The organism is Arthrobacter alpinus, assembly GCF_001294625.1.
Classification (GTDB): Bacteria; Actinomycetota; Actinomycetes; order Actinomycetales; family Micrococcaceae; genus Specibacter; species Specibacter alpinus_A.
The window spans coordinates 885,654-900,876 of sequence record NZ_CP012677.1 but is presented as its reverse complement, the minus strand read 5'-3'; the positions used below and the strand labels follow the sequence as shown (position 1 = coordinate 900,876).

The following is a 15,223-nucleotide window of genomic DNA, read 5'->3' as shown; positions in this document are numbered from 1 at the left end:
TTACTCAGCAGCGCCTTCGGAAACAGTCTCTTCCGGGGCGTTCTCGTCCTCGGCAACAACCGGGGAGAGGGACAGCTTGCCACGGTCATCGATCTTGGTGATTTCTACCTGGATCTTCTGGCCGACGGCGACGATGTCATCAACGTTGTCAACACGCTTGCCATTGGCGAGCTTGCGCAGCTCGGAAATGTGCAGCAGGCCATCCTTGCCGGGCGTGAGCGAAATGAACGCGCCAAACGTGGTGGTCTTGACAACTGTGCCCAGGTAACGCTCGCCAATTTCCGGAATCTGCGGGTTGGCGATGGCGTTGATCGCTGAACGAGCGGCGTCGGCAGAGGGACCGTTCGTTGCACCGATGTATACCGTGCCGTCATCTTCAATGGAGATGTCAGCGCCGGTGTCTTCCTGGATCTGGTTGATCATCTTGCCCTTCGGCCCAATGACCTCGCCGATCTTGTCAACGGGGATCTTGACCGCGATGACGCGGGGCGCGAACTCGGAGAGCTCGTCCGGCACGTCAATGGCGGCGTTGAGCACGCTCAGGATGTGCAAGCGTGCCTCGCGGGCCTGCTTCAGGGCCGCGTCCAGGACGGAGGCCGGGATGCCGTCGAGCTTCGTGTCCAGCTGGATGGCCGTCACGAACTCGGAGGTACCTGCAACCTTGAAGTCCATGTCGCCGAAGGCATCTTCGGCGCCGAGGATGTCGGTCAGAGCCGCGTAACGGGTCTGACCGTCAACCTGGTCGGAGACCAGGCCCATGGCGATGCCGGCAACAGCAGCCTTCAACGGCACACCGGCGTTGAGCAGCGACAAGGTCGATGCGCATACAGAACCCATGGACGTTGAGCCGTTGGAGCTCAACGCCTCGGACACCTGGCGGATGGCGTAAGGGAACTCTTCACGCGAGGGCAGCACCGGCATGAGGGCGCGCTCGGCAAGGGCACCGTGGCCAATTTCGCGGCGCTTGGGCGAGCCCACGCGGCCGGTTTCACCGGTGGAGTACGGCGGGAAGTTGTAGTTGTGCATGTAGCGCTTGCGCGTTACCGGGCTCAGCGAATCAATCTGCTGTTCCATCTTCAACATGTTCAAGGTGGTGACACCCAGAATCTGGGTCTCACCGCGTTCGAAGATGGCGGAGCCGTGGACGCGAGGCAAAACTTCAACCTCCGCGGTGAGCTGGCGGATGTCCGTCAGGCCGCGGCCGTCAATGCGGACCTGCTCGGTGAGGATGCGCTGACGGATCACGTGCTTGGTGACTGCGCGGAACGCTGCAGAGAGTTCCTTCTCGCGGCCCTCAAAATCGGCTGCCAACGCGGCAATGGTCTCATCCTTCAACGCGTCGGAGGCGTTGTCGCGCTCCTGCTTGTCGGCGATGGTGAACACTGCTGCCAGCTTGGTTTCTGCAGCCTTGCTCACGGCCTGGTAGGCGTCGTCCTGGTAGTCAAGGAAGACCGGGAACTCGACGGTCGGCTTGGCGGCGCGAGCTGCCAAGTCTGCCTGTGCCTCACAGAGTGCCTTGATGAACGGCTTGGCCGCTTCCAGACCCTCGGAAACAACCTCTTCGGTGGGGGCCTGGTGGCCCTGTTCCTTGATGAGCTTCCAGGAATTGTCGGTGGCTTCGGCTTCCACCATCATGATGGCGACGTCGTCACCGCTGACCTTGCCGGCAACAACCATGTTGAACACGGCGTTTTCCAGCTCGGAGTGCTTCGGGAAGGCAACCCACTGCGGGCCCTTGCCGTCGTCGATCAGGGCGACGCGGACGGCGCCGATCGGGCCGGAGAACGGCAGCCCGGAGAGCTGCGTTGACATGGAGGAGGCGTTGATGGCCACCACGTCGTACAGGACGTCCGGGTTGATGGCCAGAACCGTGACAACGATCTGGACTTCGTTGCGCAGACCCTTCACGAAGGCCGGACGCAACGGGCGGTCCATCAAACGGCAGGCCAGGATGGCTTCCGTTGAGGGACGGCCTTCGCGGCGGAAGAAGCTGCCTGGGATGCGGCCAGCGGCGTACATGCGCTCTTCCACATCAACAGTCAGCGGGAAGAAGTCAAAGCCTTCACGTGGGTGCTTGCCGGCCGTGGTGGCCGACAGCAGAACAGTGTCCTCGTCGATGTAAACCATCGCGGCGCCAGCTGCCTGCTGTGCAAGGCGGCCGGTTTCAAAGCGGATAACGCGCTTGCCGTAACGGCCGTTGTCGATAACGGCCTCTGCGTACTGAATCTCGGGACCCTCCATAGAGAGTCACCTCCATTTCTTTGTAGGTGTATTTACAAACTTGGCCAGGAATTGCCCGCCACCATCCCAGACACTCCACCGAATCCTGCTGTGAAGGGCTGTACTACACCCGGTCTTCGATCGAGGTCCACGGGTACAAGCCCAAAGGCTTCTCCCGGAGACCACTACCGAGGACCGCGAATGCGCGGCAGAAGGGTCAGCTTCCATAAGGCCAATATTTTGTGCCAGCCACGAACGCGCCCGGCACGGGTAGCATCGACACGCCTCGTGTCAACACTGTGAAAGGCGGCCTCCCCCAGTGTCTGGGAGAGACCGCCTCACGGTCCTACTAGCGGCGCAGGCCGAGGCGCTCGATGAGCGTACGGTAGCGTGCGATGTCGGTGTCCTTCAGGTACCCGAGCAGGCGACGACGGCGACCGACCAGGCCCATGAGGCCACGGCGGGTGTGGTGGTCGTGCTTGTGCATCTTCAGGTGTTCGGTCAGATCTGAAATGCGTCGTGAGAGCATTGCGACCTGAACCTCAGGCGAACCAGTGTCACCTTCGCTGGTTGCAAATGCCTGCATGATTTCTTGCTTTACAGCGGCTTCAAGTGCCACAAGTAACTCCTTGGATGTGCCGTGAACGCGGTGTCACAGTGCTCCTGGGTAACCAAGAACACGGCGGAATCCAGCCACCACGGACTGCAGCCGGATTCAATCCCTAAGTTTACGGCAGGGAACGGCGTTAAGTCGAAGTGAGGTGAGCAAACACTCATGCGCCGATGCTACAAAATATTGCGGCTTTCTCGCACGTCCTTGTGCATTTGCTCAATGAGGGCCTCCGGGCCGGTGTAGGCCACCATGCCACGGAGCCGTTTCACGAACTCCACCACCACGTGTTGGCCGTACAGGTTGAAGGCCTCAATGGGTTCCTCGGGCCGGCCAATCACAAAAGCCTCAACCTGCCGGTTGACTCCTTCGAAGGTGGGATTAGAGCCCACGGAGATCGCCGCTGGCCAGCGATGTCCGAGTTCATCGTTGAGCCAGCCGGCGTAGACGCCGTCGGCCGGGATGCTGCCACAGGCGTCCGGGGAGAGATTCGCCGTCGGAAATCCCAGGACTCGACCACGGGCGGCGCCGTGCACCACTTCCCCGCTCATGCTGTGCCAGCGGCCCAACACCTGGGCGGCGGTGTCCACATCACCCTTGTCCAGGGCTTCCCGCACCCACGTCGAGGACCAGCGGCGGTCGTGACCTTCGTCGTCGATGACCACGACGTCGAACCCCAGTTGGGCGCCCAGAGTCACCATGGTTGTCAGGTCCCCAGTGTTGGACTTGCCGAACCGCACGTCGTGGCCCACCACCACGGTGCAGGCGCCGAGGGTGTCCACGAAGACGTTGCGGACAAATTCTTCAGGAGTCTGCGCGGCAAACTCCAGGGTGTAGGGAATCACCAGGACGGCGTCCAAGCCGATGCCCTCCATGGCGGCAAGCTTGTCCGCCAACCCCATGATCTGGCCGGGGGCGGAATCGGGGCGGTGCACCAGTGCCGGATGCGGGTCAAAGGTCAATGCCACCGACTTGGCGTTACGCCCGGCAGCGATGTCCCGCACCTGGCCCAACACCTGCTGGTGCCCGCGGTGCAGGCCATCAAAGTTTCCGAGGGTGACCACGCTGGGGCCAAACCCGGACGGAACTTGATCCAAGGAGTTCCAAATGTGCACTGCTGTTCCTCACCAATTCCCTACGTGTCATGATGGCCATGAAAAGACTTTTCAAGATTACCGCGTCAGCGGGGCTGGGCCATCCCACGGCGCCACGGGTGTGCGGGCGTCGCCTGCTGCCAGTGAGAGTATCCAGCGGTCTGCCGGTGTACCCCTGTCGTTGTAGTCGCCCCGGATCTCCCCGTCAAAGGTGAAGCCCAGCCTCCAGGCGAGCTTCCGGCTCCCCCAGTTGGGTGCCAGCGCGTGCCAGTGAAGGTAGCTGAGGTTCAGCTGGTTGAAGGCATAGTCCGCCAGCAGGCGCACTGCCTTTTCGGCAGCCCCTGTGCCGCGTGCATGGGCGCCAAAATTGATGCCGATGGAGGCGGCCCCAGGATTTTTGCACTGCAGGTCCACGGTGCCCAGGAGCTGGTCGGTGGCTGCGTCCGCCACGGCGAAGGTCAATGTTTCCCCCGTGCGCCAGCCATCGGCGGTGATCGTGTGGATGAAATAGCTGGCGTGCTCGCTGGTGTAGCCCAGCGGAACAGTGGTCCACCTGATAGCTTCCTCATCGACACAGTTGAGCACCAGCTGCCCGGCGTCGGCATCAGCGAGTTCTCGCAGCACCACTGATCCGTCACTCAGGCGCGGCACTACGGCAGCCACGGCAAGGACGCTCGCGGCGGGTTCGGGCTCGGCCCGCTGCCCGTCAAGGTGCCTCTGCCATTGTGTGGCCGTCTGGGTGAACAGCCAACCGTCGGCCACCTTGCCATCAACGTGGCCGTAGCCGGGAATTTCCGCCGCTAGGACAAACCCCGAACCGAGGGCCAGCTTGCGGCTTGCCTCGTTACCCACGGTGGCCCGCCAGTGCAGGACTTCCAGTCCCAGCGTGCCGAACGCGTAGCCGCACAGCAGTTCCACGGCGCGGCGGGCATGGCCGTGGCCCCGCCCACCTTCTGCAAGCTTCACGCCAACGGAGGCGGACCCGCCACCGTCCGCCGGGCGGAACACACTTTGCAAGCTGGTGGTGCCAACAATGGCGCCGCCAGGACCGGGTCCGGTGATGGCAAAACGCAGGGAGGAGCCGGAGTTCCAGCCGTCGGCCAGCTCGCCGCCAATCAGGGCGGTAGCGTCCTGCGCCGTCATGGTGGCATCGGAGCCAGTCCATTTGACGTTGAGCGGGTCACGGTTGATGCCCGCATAGGCCTGCGCGTCGGCCGCTGTGAACCGGCGCAGGGAGGTGCGCCCGTCGCCTAGGGCAGGGTTCGGCGTCGTACTGTTTGAAAGCGCCAGGGATTCAGTCGCGACAGGCGTACTCATTTGGTTGCCACGGCACGGTGCCGATACAACCACCACAGGCCAACGATCGGCAACAGCAGGGGAACGAAGCCGTAGCCGCGGCCAAACATGCTCCACACCGTGGCGTGGGGGAAGGCGTCTGCGTCGAAGAGGCTCAGCGCACCCACCACCAGGACACCCAGCAGCTCAATACAGATGGCGACCGTGGCAACTTTGGCCCAGGTGCGCCCCGGCTTGGCTAGCGATATGGTGGCCACAATGTACACCACCGCGGCAAACGCCGACATCAGGTAGGCCACGGGGGCGTCCAGGAAATGTGTGGCAATCTGGTAGCCAGCACGGGCGGTGGCCGAGATGGCGAAAACCCCGTAGACGGTGATCAGCAGACGCCCCGCCCCCGAGGTTCGCCCGGTTGTCGGCTGGTCCGTAGCGGGGTCAAGCGTTTTCTTCATGATCCAATTCCTTGTTGCAAACCTTGCACCGAAAGCCCGGTGCCGTACCAAATCTGTGCCATCCTCGCCAGCATGACAACCACTGTCACACCGACTGCGCTCATGACGTAGTTGGACCAGTAGGTCCGCTCCATCATGGCCCAGTAGAACCCCGCGACGGGCAGTGCGGCGGCGGTGAGCATGTAGCCCCAGAATTCCCAAGCCTCCCCCACGAGGTGCTCACCTGTTGCCAGCCTGATGATCGAGGCCACGGCGTAGACCACAATGAAAAGCTCGACGGCGGCCAATGCCAGAAGGGTGACGTCGTTGGGTTTCTTCTTCATCACCGCTGCGAGAACACAAATGATGGTTGAGGCCAGCCCGACGATCATGCCTGCGATGAACCAGCCGTCAATCGTCACTGGGCCCGCTCCTGGCGGTCAGTCCCGGCCGGGGTGGCCGTGGCCGGATCCGGCGGGAAAACCAAGACCGGCTTGGCATGTTTTCCGGCGTCGGCCAGCAGCGCCACAAGCGTTCCGTCGGGGGCAAAGGCTGCTGCCGGTTTCTGCGCGGTGTGCAGGCCATCAACGCTGGCAGGGATGCGGCGGCCAAAGGAGAGCTCGGTGGCTTCCTCGGCGCTCAGTTCACGGACCGGCATGAGTGCCCGGGCGGCGTCGGCGATGTCCAGGATCTGAAGGTTTTCCGCCAGTTGCTCCAAGGTGCGTGCTTGTTCCAGGGAGTAGGGGCCCACACTGGTGCGGCGCAATGCGGTCAGGTGGCCGCCCACGTGGAGTCCGGCACCAAGATCACGTGCCAACGCTCTGATATAGGTGCCAGAGGAGCACTCGACCGTGACGTCGACGTCGATGTACTCGGGCCCGGATTCGTGGTGTCCGCGGCGTATCTCATGGACGTCAAAGGAGTGGATAGTGACCGGGCGTGCAGCTAGTTTCACTTCCTCGCCGGCACGTACCCGGGCATAAGCACGTTCACCGTTGACCTTGATGGCGCTGACACTGCTGGGCACCTGGGTGATGGGTCCTGACAGCGCGGCAATTCCGGCCCGAATGGCATGTTCGGTGACAGCGGCCGTGCTTATGGTGTGAGTTAGTTCACCTTCAGCGTCGTCTGTGACGGTGGTGGCACCGAGCCGAAGGGTGGCGTCGTAGCTTTTTGAGGTCCCAACAATGTAGGTCAGTAGCCGGGTGGCCTTATTGACACCGACCACCAAAACTCCCGTAGCCATGGGGTCAAGGGTGCCGGCATGGCCCACTTTTCGGGTCCCTGCCAGCCTTCGCATCCGGCCAACCACGTCGTGGCTGGTCCATCCCTGCGGTTTGTCAACTATTACCAGTCCAGAAAGCACTATTGGAGTATATCGGGCCTGCGGGGATTCCATGGGCACTAGTCCCCATCGCGAGGGTTGCGAAAACCAATTAGTATACTGAATAGAGATATTCGATAAACGCTCATCACTAAAAACGGGGAACCATGAAGAACACTTTTTCACTCAAGCGTAAGCAAGCATTGGCCACGGTGGGGGCCAGCGCGGCCCTCCTCGTTGCCTTGACAAGCTGCGGCACGCTTGAGGCGCCGAAGCCGATCGGTACGGAGTCCGCTGCATCGCAGACGAGCAAGGCTGCCGATGATCGCGCCAGCGATGAAAGCACAGCCTCGACGGCACCGGCCACAAACAAGGCCGCAGCCGCACCGGGCACCCTGACAGCTCCCGGTACCGCTTTGAAGTTGGGCGAAATGGCCTTGACCCAGACCAACTCCGGCGAAAAGGGCACCGAAAAGTACCGCGAAGCCACCTTCAACATGGCCGTGACGAAGATTGTTGCCGGCACCGAGGCTGACCTGGCTTCCTTCAAGGACGCCGCTAAGTTCGCAGGCCAGACGCCGTACTACGTTTTCACCGAGTTCACACTGACCTCATTGAGCGCGCCCAGCGCTGGTATCAGCGAGCCGCGCATTGACGGCCACCTCAAGGACGGCACTGAAGCGCAGAAGTTGATCGTGTTCGGCACCATGGACCAGTGCAAGAGCAGCGACTTCAAAACCGAGGGCAAGGACGATGCTTTCACCTTGGTAGTTGGGTCCTCCATGACCAGTTGCACAGTCTTTCTGGCGCCCGCCGGCGATGCCGTCACCAGTAGCTCCATGGACGGCAGCGGCTTCAACACCGAAAACTACAAGGACAACAAGTTCCGCGACAACCCCATCACCTGGGGCAAGTAAGACCCTTCTCCGCATAGCAGCGGTTTGTCCGCATACCCGTTGCTGTCCAGCACCGGGTATGCGGACAAACCGCTGCTATGCGTTTCCGGCCTCTTGGGGCTAGCCGAATCGCGCCTCATATGCGACCCGAGCCTGGCGATTGGTTCGGGACGAGCGGAAGGCACGGGAGCTGCAGGTCGAGGCGGGCGGCGTCTCCGAGGCACTTGAGCAGGAGCGACGGCCCAATTTTCGCCGCCTGGCCGCGGCGGTTGACTGCGCCTTTGAGGGGTTTGCCGCTGCCGGCCTGATCGCTTCCGCCCCCAGTGAGCTGGCCAGCTTGATCATTGTTGGCGGTATCACCGAGGCGCTCGTACAGCGTGTTCAGACTGAATCCTCCGTGCGCATTCGGACATCGGTGTTCATTGACGTGGTGACTGCGGTTGCTGTGCAGATGCCTGGTCCGCTGTAGGTAAACGGTTGGCATGCTGTCTCCACGAGCGGAGGTCAACGCTGCTAGCGGCCAAATGTGTGTTGACCTTGGCACGCCGCAGTTTTAGGCTGGGGCTACTCGCCGTGCACTGTCGCAGGCGTTGTTGCGTGGAGAGCTGATACTGGGGTTGTAATCCAGTCCACCCGCTTGAGGGTGTCCCGTTTCAAGGCTTGCAGATTCCACCGTATGGCCGCTACGGTTCCGTTTCGATCGATCCGCCTGTCATCACCGGGCCACCCCGTAGGGGAACACTATGGGGTCAAGAATTGCAGCTATCGCTGCCGCATGCGTATTTGCCATGTTCGTGACTACCGGGCCTGCCTTGGCGCACTCTGGAAACCAGTCAGGCGGCCATCACGGCCACAATCCTTACCCCCCGCCCGCCACCGAGGTGGCATCGCAGCTGATCAGCCCCTTGAAGGTGGCTTTCGGCCCGCACGGCAACTATCTGGTGGCCGAGGCCTTCGCAGGACAGCTGAGAAGTATCTCACCTCCGGGCGCTAAGACCGTTGTGGTCAGTGCCCCCGGACAGGAGATTGCCGGCGTCTCCTATGGCTTTGGAACCACGTACTACTTCAACAACGATCAAAGGCGAAGGTCCTGAGCCGGGCGCGGCACTGTTGCCCACCCGGCTCATGAGCATCGATTACAAGGGCAGGACCCGCACCATCACCGACCTGAGCAAGTTTGAGGCCGCCAACAACCCCGACGGCAACACTGTCTATGGAGTTCGCGACGCATCCCCCGAATGTCTGGGCCAGGCTCGTTCCTGCAAAGCAAGGGTGAGGTTTTCTCGCATCCTTATTCGAGTCCACCTGTGTGGGGCGGGGTGATCGTCGGTGACGCCGGTGCGAACAACATCGTCTTTGTCTCCAACAGCGGCTATGTGAAACTCATCAAGTCACTGCCTGCTGAACCCATCATCATTGACGCCGCAGTCATCACCCTGGGTAGCGAAGTGGGCATGATGATTCCTGAGTGCATGGTGGGGCTCAAGTACTGCGCCCAGGCAGTTCCCACAGATGTTGAAGTCAATGGCAGCTGGATATATTACTCCGCCTTGCCTGGTGTCCCGGGCGAAAGCCTGGGGGTTGGCAAGGTCTACAGGGCAAATCTCTTCACTGGCAATACCCAACTCATTGCCGAGGGGCTGGCTGCACCCACAGGGATTGCCGTGAGCTATGACAACACCATCTATATTGCCCAGTTGATGGGCGACGGCGTCAGCGTCGTCAACGATGGCAAGGTCACCTATGCCCTCGCGGAGACCGGGGGGAAATTGATGACCATGCGGCTGCGATAGGAAAGACAACGACAGCAAGCCGCCCGGATCTGGGCCGGCTAGACCGTGACGACGGCGATACGGGAAAGAACTGCCCCGCCGTCGTCAAGGGCTTCAACAAGCACGTGGCTGGCGTTGGCAACGTCAAATTGTGTTTCAAATCCTCGCCGTGGAATGCTCTTGCGCACCGTCAACGTGCTGAGGGAATCTCCGGTTGATATCCGTCACAAGGCCACGATGGTGGACCCGTTCCAGCTGACGAACACGGCAATGGAGGACCCGTTGCCTGGTACGACGCGTTGCCCAAACCCACCGCCTCAAAGATGGCCTCGCTCTCAGCGGTGAACTCAGTGGCAGCCGGGTCTGCTCCCCAACCCACGAGGATATTTCCGTTGGGCAGTACTTGAACGTTGCCTTCGACGTTGCCGCGTTGCCGGCATTGGCATATTCGGCCTTGAGTACCGCGGTTCGGGCGCTCTCGTCAATGGTCAGCAACAGGCCGCGGGAAGTGCTAGCGCTGCCTTTGTCATAGTGGTTGTCAAACACGATAACCTCGGTGACGGAACGGCGGCGTCCGTCGTGCTGCCAGGCGAACGCAGCATTGTCCGCCACAGAAGAATCGCTTTGCTTGCCGGCCAGGCGCCACACGAGTTTTCCAGTTGCCCTCTCCAGAAGGTACAGGGCGTGGGTGTTCCGGGCCGAGACCAAAAGGGTGTTGCCGTCGTCGTCCACTGAATTCACATGGTAACGGTCAAGGCTTTCGCAGCGCTGGAACCTTCGGCGCTGGGACTCCCCGTGCGCACCACCACTTCCTGAACATGGCAGGCAAACAAATAGCCCGCTGGCGTTCCCCCCACGCGCTCAAGTCTCGCCGAATGAATGGTGGGGTAAGAAATCATGAGGACTGTTCCGGCGTCCGTGCACCGGAATCCATGGAGGTCGGACTTCAAACCGTTACCCGTATTGACCTGGGGCACCTCCTTGTAGGAGGTGCCCCAGATGGTCCCGGAGCCCTCGCCGTGGCCGCCGATCCCCGTCCCGGCCCAGTAGATGAGCACAGGTTTGCCTTCAAATTCCTGGACGCGAAGATCCGTGATGCCCACACCTGTGGGCTCGATCCATACGGGACGCCTTTATTGTCCAAGATCAGGCCGTTGGAGCCGTCGCCTTGCGTCGCAGTGAAAGGCAATCCATTTCCGGTCGGCGAGGACTTCTAGCTGCTGGCATGCGTGGTGATCAGTTTGGTACTGACAAAGCGGCGGTCGGGGATAGCTGTGGTTGCCGTGGGCGGTGTCGTCGATCCCGAGGGGAAGACGCTGGGGGCGTCCGTTCGGCGGAAATCACCCATCTGCGACGGCAGTGCCTGCGGCCAACCCGCCTACCCCCATCAAGCTGGCGCCAAATAGGAACCCCCGTCTGGAAACTGCACCTTGCATCCAGGGTACCCCTTCACCTGTGCCGGTGTTTCCCCCGGGCCTTTTATGTCAACCGCCTCGGATTCCATGATTCATGGTCACGGCCCGGTGGTAGGGAAGTCCGTGGAACTTCCTGAATTTGGCCTGTGCATCCGCTACCACGACAGGGGGCATGGAACAGACCCTGGGGTCTGTTCCATGCCCCCTGTCGCAGGACGCTAGCGCGAAGTTTTTAGGCCTCGGCGTCGTCCTCGTCCTTCTTGTAAGGATCCGCATCACCGGCGAACTCGGCGTCGGCGGAGAGCTGTGCCAGCTGGGCGTCACGCTCCTTCGCCACCCGCAGCAGGGCCTCGAGGTTGGCGGCGTTCTCCGGGATGACATCCGCCACGAACTCCAGTGTCGGGGTCAGGCGGACGGTGATGTTCTTGCCAACCTCGGCACGCAGCACACCCTTGGCACGTTCCAAGCCGATTTTGGCTTCGGACTGGGCAGTCTCGTCGCCAAAGACCGTGTAGTAGACGGTCGCGTGTTGCAGATCGTTGGTGACGCGTGCATCGGTGACCGTGAGGCCTTCAACGCGAGGGTCCTTGACTGTACGACGGAGAGCCTCCGCCACGACAACTTTGATGCGCTGTGCCAGTTTGGCGGCGCGGGCTGAATCAGCCATGATGATCTCCTTAAAGGGAAGCTGAAGGGATGGTCCGATACCATCCTAGGGAATACAAAGCCGGCCAGGCGCCCATATGGACGCCTGGCCGGCTCAGCTAACGGTTAGACGCGCGGCTTCTCGCGCATCTCGAACGTCTCGATGATGTCCTCGGCCTGCAGGTCGTTGAACGACCCCAAACCAATACCACATTCGAAGTCGGTGCGGACTTCGGTGGCGTCATCCTTGAACCGCTTGAGCGAGTCAACGGTGAGGTTGTCACCGATGACCTTGCCGCCACGGAGCACTCGGGCCTTCGAGTTACGGCGAATGGTGCCGGAACGGACGATGGAACCGGCGATGTTGCCGTGCTTAGAAGAGCGGAATACTTCGCGGATTTCCGCGGTACCCAGCTGAACTTCCTCGTACTCGGGCTTGAGCATGCCCTTGAGAGCCAGCTCAATGTCATCGATGGCGCCATAGATGACCGAGTAGAAGCGCATATCAACGCCCTCGCGGTCAGCCAGTTCGGCAACACGCTCGGCCGGTTTGACGTTGAAGCCGATGATGATGGCGTTATCAACCGTGGCAAGGTTGACGTCATTCTGCGTGATGGCACCCACACCGCGGTGGATGACGCGCAGCGCCACACCTTCGCCAACATCGATCTTGAGCAACGAGTCTTCCAGGGCCTCAACGGCACCGGAAACGTCACCCTTGAGGATGAGGTTAAGAGTGTCAACTTTCCCGTCAGCAACGGCCTGGTCGAAGTCTTCCAGGCTGATGCGCTTGCGACGCTTGGCCAGGGCGGCGTTGCGATCGGCAGCTTCACGCTTTTCAGCGATCTGGCGAGCGGTGCGCTCGTCCCCTGTGACGAAGAACGTGTCACCTGCACGGGGAACGTTGGACAAGCCCAGTACCTGGACCGGACGCGACGGGCCGGCCTCGGAGATGACGTCACCGTTCTCGTCGAACATGGCGCGAACACGGCCGTGGGCGGTACCTGCAACGATCGTGTCACCGACATGCAAGGTACCCGACTGCACCAGGACGGTGGCCACGGAACCGCGACCCTTGTCCAAGTTCGCCTCAATGGCGATACCGCGGGCATCCTTGTTCGGGTTGGCTCGCATGTCCAGGGCAGCATCAGCGGTCAACAGCACAGCTTCGAGGAGTTCCTCGATGTTGATGTTGTTACGTGCTGATACGTCAACGAACATGGTGTCGCCACCGTATTCTTCCGGAACCAGACCGTACTCGGTCAGCTGGCCACGGATCTTCTCCGGGTTGGCTGCATCCTTATCGATCTTGTTCACGGCGACCACAATCGGAACACCGGCAGCCTGGGCGTGGTTGAGCGCCTCAATGGTCTGCGGCATGACGCCGTCGTCCGCTGCGACAACCAACACGGCGATATCGGTGACCTTGGCACCTCGGGCACGCATGGCGGTGAACGCCTCGTGGCCAGGGGTGTCAATGAAGGTGATCTTGCGATCTGTACCTTCGTGCTCGTGCACGATCTGGTAGGCACCGATGTGCTGGGTGATGCCACCGTGCTCGTCAGCAACAACGTCCGACTTGCGGATCGCATCCAACAGACGTGTCTTACCGTGGTCCACGTGGCCCATGACAGTGACAACCGGGGGACGAACTTCAAGGTCTTCGTCGCCTTCAGCTTCAAGTTCGGCTTCGAAGTCGATGTCGAAGCTGCTGAGCAGTTCGCGCTCTTCATCCTCGGGGGACACGACCTGGACCTTGTAGCCCAGCTCGGTGCCCAACAAGGCGAAGGTGTCTTCATCCAGTGACTGTGTGGCAGTTGCCATTTCACCGAGGTGGAACAGAACCGTCACCAGCGCTGCCGGGTTTGCCTCAATCTTGTCGGCGAAGTCCGAGATGGACGCACCACGGCGCAAGCGGATAACGGTGGTGCCGCTACCGCGGGGAACCGACACGCCACCGAGCGAAGGAGCACTCATCTGCTCTAGTTCTTGGCGCTTGGCACGCTTGGACTTGCGCTGCTTGCCACGGCCTGCGCCGCCCTTACCGAAAGCACCCTGGGTACCGCCGCGACCGCGGCCACCCTTGCCGAAGCCACCACCTGCGGGAGCTCCTGTCGGGGCTGCACCGGGAGTAGCACCGGGAGCACCCGGACGGCCACGGCCCGGAGCGCCGGGACGGTCATTGCCACGGCCGGGTGCCGCGGGGCGCTCGGTGCGGTTAGGCATCATGCCGGGAGTCGGACGGCCCGCACCACCGGGACGCGGAGCGCCACCTGCAGGACGGGGTCCACCAGCACCGGGGGCGCCTGCTGGACGCGGGGCACCCGGACGGGGCGCTCCGGGGCGCGGGCCACCGGGGCGGGGACCGCCAGTGCCAGCTTCAGCACTGCGCGGGGCACCGGGACGCGGCATGCCCTGCGACGGGGCAAACGGGTTATTGCCGGGCCGGGGGGCACCTGCCCCAGCGCCTGCGGGGCGCGGGGGACGAGGGGCGTCGGTACGGTTCTCACTACGGTTTTCGCCACGCTCGGGGCGCCCGGATCGCGGCATGCCCTGAGAGGAAGCGAAGGGGTTGTTGCCGGGGCGGGGACCGCCGGCGCTCGGCGCAGCCTTCGGGGCAGGCGCAGCCGGAGCAGCAGCAACAGGTGCCGGCGCTGCCGGAGCTTCGGCAACCGCTGCGGCCGGTGCCGGCTTGAGGCCGGGCTTGGCAGGCGTTGCTGCCTTGGGACCGGGAACTGCTGCCCGGGCCGCAGTGGTCTTTTCCGCTGCAGCGGGATTCTCAGGCGCGGTCGCAGCAGGCGTTGGTGCCGTTACGGTCTTCGCCTTGGCCGGGCTTGCCGGTGCGGCAGGGCTAGGTGTGGATGCGGGTGCCGCAGGGGCACCGGGGAATGCGTCGCGAAGCTTCTTCACGACGGGGGCCTCAATGGTGGAGGAAGCCGAACGAACGAATTCGCCGAGTTCCTGGAGTTTGCTAACTGCTTCTTTTGAGGTGATACCGAGCTCTTTTGCAAGCTCGTGGACGCGGGCCTTGGCCACATTTCTCCTGTCTCGGCCCGCACCGGACAGGTACGAACCGCTTAATTCTTACTGCAACATTCCATGTCGGAATGGGCGGCGTGAAAGAGCATGTTGATGCTCATTTTTGGGCACTCATCGCTGGGTACTCATCGGGTTTCCATCGGTTTTCTGACCCGCTTTCACAAAGGGACAATGTCGGTTCGTATTTTTCAGGTGCCTTCGCATGACAGCTCCGCAAGCTGCGATTCCACATCGCTAACATTGCCCACACCCGGAAGGGCTCGAACAATGGCGCGGCGTTTGATCGCCAGCTGCAAACAGTCAGGGCTGGGGTGCAGCCATGCTCCCCGGCCAGGCATACGACGTCGTAAATCAACCAGCGCTTCCGGTTCACCGGTTTCGCTGGCTGATCGCACAAGCCGTACTAGATGTTCCCGAGCGGCAGTTCGCTTGCAACCAATGCAGGTACGCACAGAGCTTGGCGATGCGAGGGTTTCATTTC

Annotated in this window: 16 protein-coding genes; 4 read left to right on the top strand and 12 right to left on the bottom strand. The window is 62.0% G+C overall.

All coding sequences use genetic code 11. From position 1 onward, the window contains the following. The 7 genes from AOC05_RS03880 to truB all read right to left on the bottom strand — a co-directional run bounded on the left by AOC05_RS03880 (nucleotide 1) and on the right by truB (nucleotide 7,017). Nucleotides 1-2,241 (bottom strand): polyribonucleotide nucleotidyltransferase, encoded by a 2,241-nt coding sequence (locus AOC05_RS03880; protein WP_062005838.1) that lies wholly within the window; start codon nucleotides 2,239-2,241, stop codon nucleotides 1-3. Nucleotides 2,242-2,569: 328 nt separating this feature from the next. Next, the gene (gene rpsO / locus AOC05_RS03875) at nucleotides 2,570-2,839 is read right to left on the bottom strand and encodes a 30S ribosomal protein S15 (RefSeq protein ID WP_044579107.1); all 270 of its coding nucleotides are present in this window, start codon (nucleotides 2,837-2,839) and stop codon (nucleotides 2,570-2,572) included. Nucleotides 2,840-3,006: 167 nt separating this feature from the next. After that, nucleotides 3,007-3,945, bottom strand: a complete 939-nt coding sequence (locus AOC05_RS03870; RefSeq protein WP_062005836.1) for a bifunctional riboflavin kinase/FAD synthetase — start codon at nucleotides 3,943-3,945, stop codon at nucleotides 3,007-3,009. Between the two features lie 57 nt (nucleotides 3,946-4,002). Next, nucleotides 4,003-5,241, bottom strand: a complete 1,239-nt coding sequence (locus AOC05_RS18720; protein ID WP_082357746.1) for a GNAT family N-acetyltransferase — start codon at nucleotides 5,239-5,241, stop codon at nucleotides 4,003-4,005. Then, nucleotides 5,238-5,672: a hypothetical protein gene (locus tag AOC05_RS03860; RefSeq protein ID WP_062005834.1), complete on the bottom strand. Its 435-nt coding sequence runs from the start codon at nucleotides 5,670-5,672 to the stop codon at nucleotides 5,238-5,240. The genes AOC05_RS18720 and AOC05_RS03860 overlap by 4 nt, the downstream gene beginning before the upstream one ends. Next, nucleotides 5,669-6,043 (bottom strand): hypothetical protein, encoded by a 375-nt coding sequence (locus tag AOC05_RS03855; RefSeq protein WP_222440075.1) that lies wholly within the window; start codon nucleotides 6,041-6,043, stop codon nucleotides 5,669-5,671. The genes AOC05_RS03860 and AOC05_RS03855 overlap by 4 nt, the downstream gene beginning before the upstream one ends. A 26-nt stretch (nucleotides 6,044-6,069) precedes the next feature. Continuing rightward, nucleotides 6,070-7,017: a tRNA pseudouridine(55) synthase TruB gene (gene truB, locus AOC05_RS03850; RefSeq protein ID WP_315899776.1), complete on the bottom strand. Its 948-nt coding sequence runs from the start codon at nucleotides 7,015-7,017 to the stop codon at nucleotides 6,070-6,072. Nucleotides 7,018-7,142: 125 nt separating this feature from the next. Between truB and AOC05_RS03845 the strand changes: the two genes are divergently transcribed. From AOC05_RS03845 to AOC05_RS03830, 4 genes are all read left to right on the top strand, one after another. Beyond that, on the top strand, nucleotides 7,143-7,892 hold the full coding sequence (locus AOC05_RS03845; RefSeq protein WP_062005830.1) for a hypothetical protein: 750 nt from the start codon (nucleotides 7,143-7,145) through the stop codon (nucleotides 7,890-7,892). A gap of 139 nt (nucleotides 7,893-8,031) precedes the next feature. Further along, nucleotides 8,032-8,340, top strand: coding sequence for a hypothetical protein (locus tag AOC05_RS03840; protein ID WP_062005828.1), 309 nt, complete (start codon nucleotides 8,032-8,034; stop codon nucleotides 8,338-8,340). Between the two features lie 274 nt (nucleotides 8,341-8,614). Then, a complete protein-coding gene (locus tag AOC05_RS03835; RefSeq protein WP_157374892.1) occupies nucleotides 8,615-8,965 on the top strand; it encodes a hypothetical protein in 351 nt (116 codons plus the stop codon). Nucleotides 8,966-9,190: 225 nt separating this feature from the next. After that, a complete protein-coding gene (locus AOC05_RS03830) occupies nucleotides 9,191-9,664 on the top strand; it encodes a ScyD/ScyE family protein (protein WP_231687175.1) in 474 nt (157 codons plus the stop codon). 135 nt (nucleotides 9,665-9,799) lie between these two features. On the opposite strand, the gene AOC05_RS20310 is transcribed toward AOC05_RS03830, so the two are convergent. From AOC05_RS20310 to AOC05_RS18715, 5 genes are all read right to left on the bottom strand, one after another. Next, on the bottom strand, nucleotides 9,800-10,384 hold the full coding sequence (locus tag AOC05_RS20310) for an arylsulfotransferase family protein (protein ID WP_062005822.1): 585 nt from the start codon (nucleotides 10,382-10,384) through the stop codon (nucleotides 9,800-9,802). After that, nucleotides 10,381-10,746 carry an arylsulfotransferase family protein gene (locus AOC05_RS20305; protein WP_062005820.1) on the bottom strand — a complete coding sequence of 122 codons (366 nt, stop codon included), beginning with the start codon at nucleotides 10,744-10,746 and terminating at the stop codon, nucleotides 10,381-10,383. Before AOC05_RS20305 ends, AOC05_RS20310 begins: the two co-directional genes overlap by 4 nt. A 544-nt stretch (nucleotides 10,747-11,290) precedes the next feature. Beyond that, nucleotides 11,291-11,725 carry a 30S ribosome-binding factor RbfA gene (gene rbfA, locus AOC05_RS03815; RefSeq protein ID WP_062005818.1) on the bottom strand — a complete coding sequence of 145 codons (435 nt, stop codon included), beginning with the start codon at nucleotides 11,723-11,725 and terminating at the stop codon, nucleotides 11,291-11,293. A 104-nt stretch (nucleotides 11,726-11,829) separates the two neighbouring features. Next, nucleotides 11,830-14,739, bottom strand: coding sequence for a translation initiation factor IF-2 (gene infB / locus AOC05_RS03810; RefSeq protein WP_062005816.1), 2,910 nt, complete (start codon nucleotides 14,737-14,739; stop codon nucleotides 11,830-11,832). A 191-nt stretch (nucleotides 14,740-14,930) separates the two neighbouring features. Next, nucleotides 14,931-15,137 (bottom strand): YlxR family protein, encoded by a 207-nt coding sequence (locus AOC05_RS18715; RefSeq protein WP_231687174.1) that lies wholly within the window; start codon nucleotides 15,135-15,137, stop codon nucleotides 14,931-14,933. Between the last annotated feature and the right edge of the window lie 86 nt (nucleotides 15,138-15,223).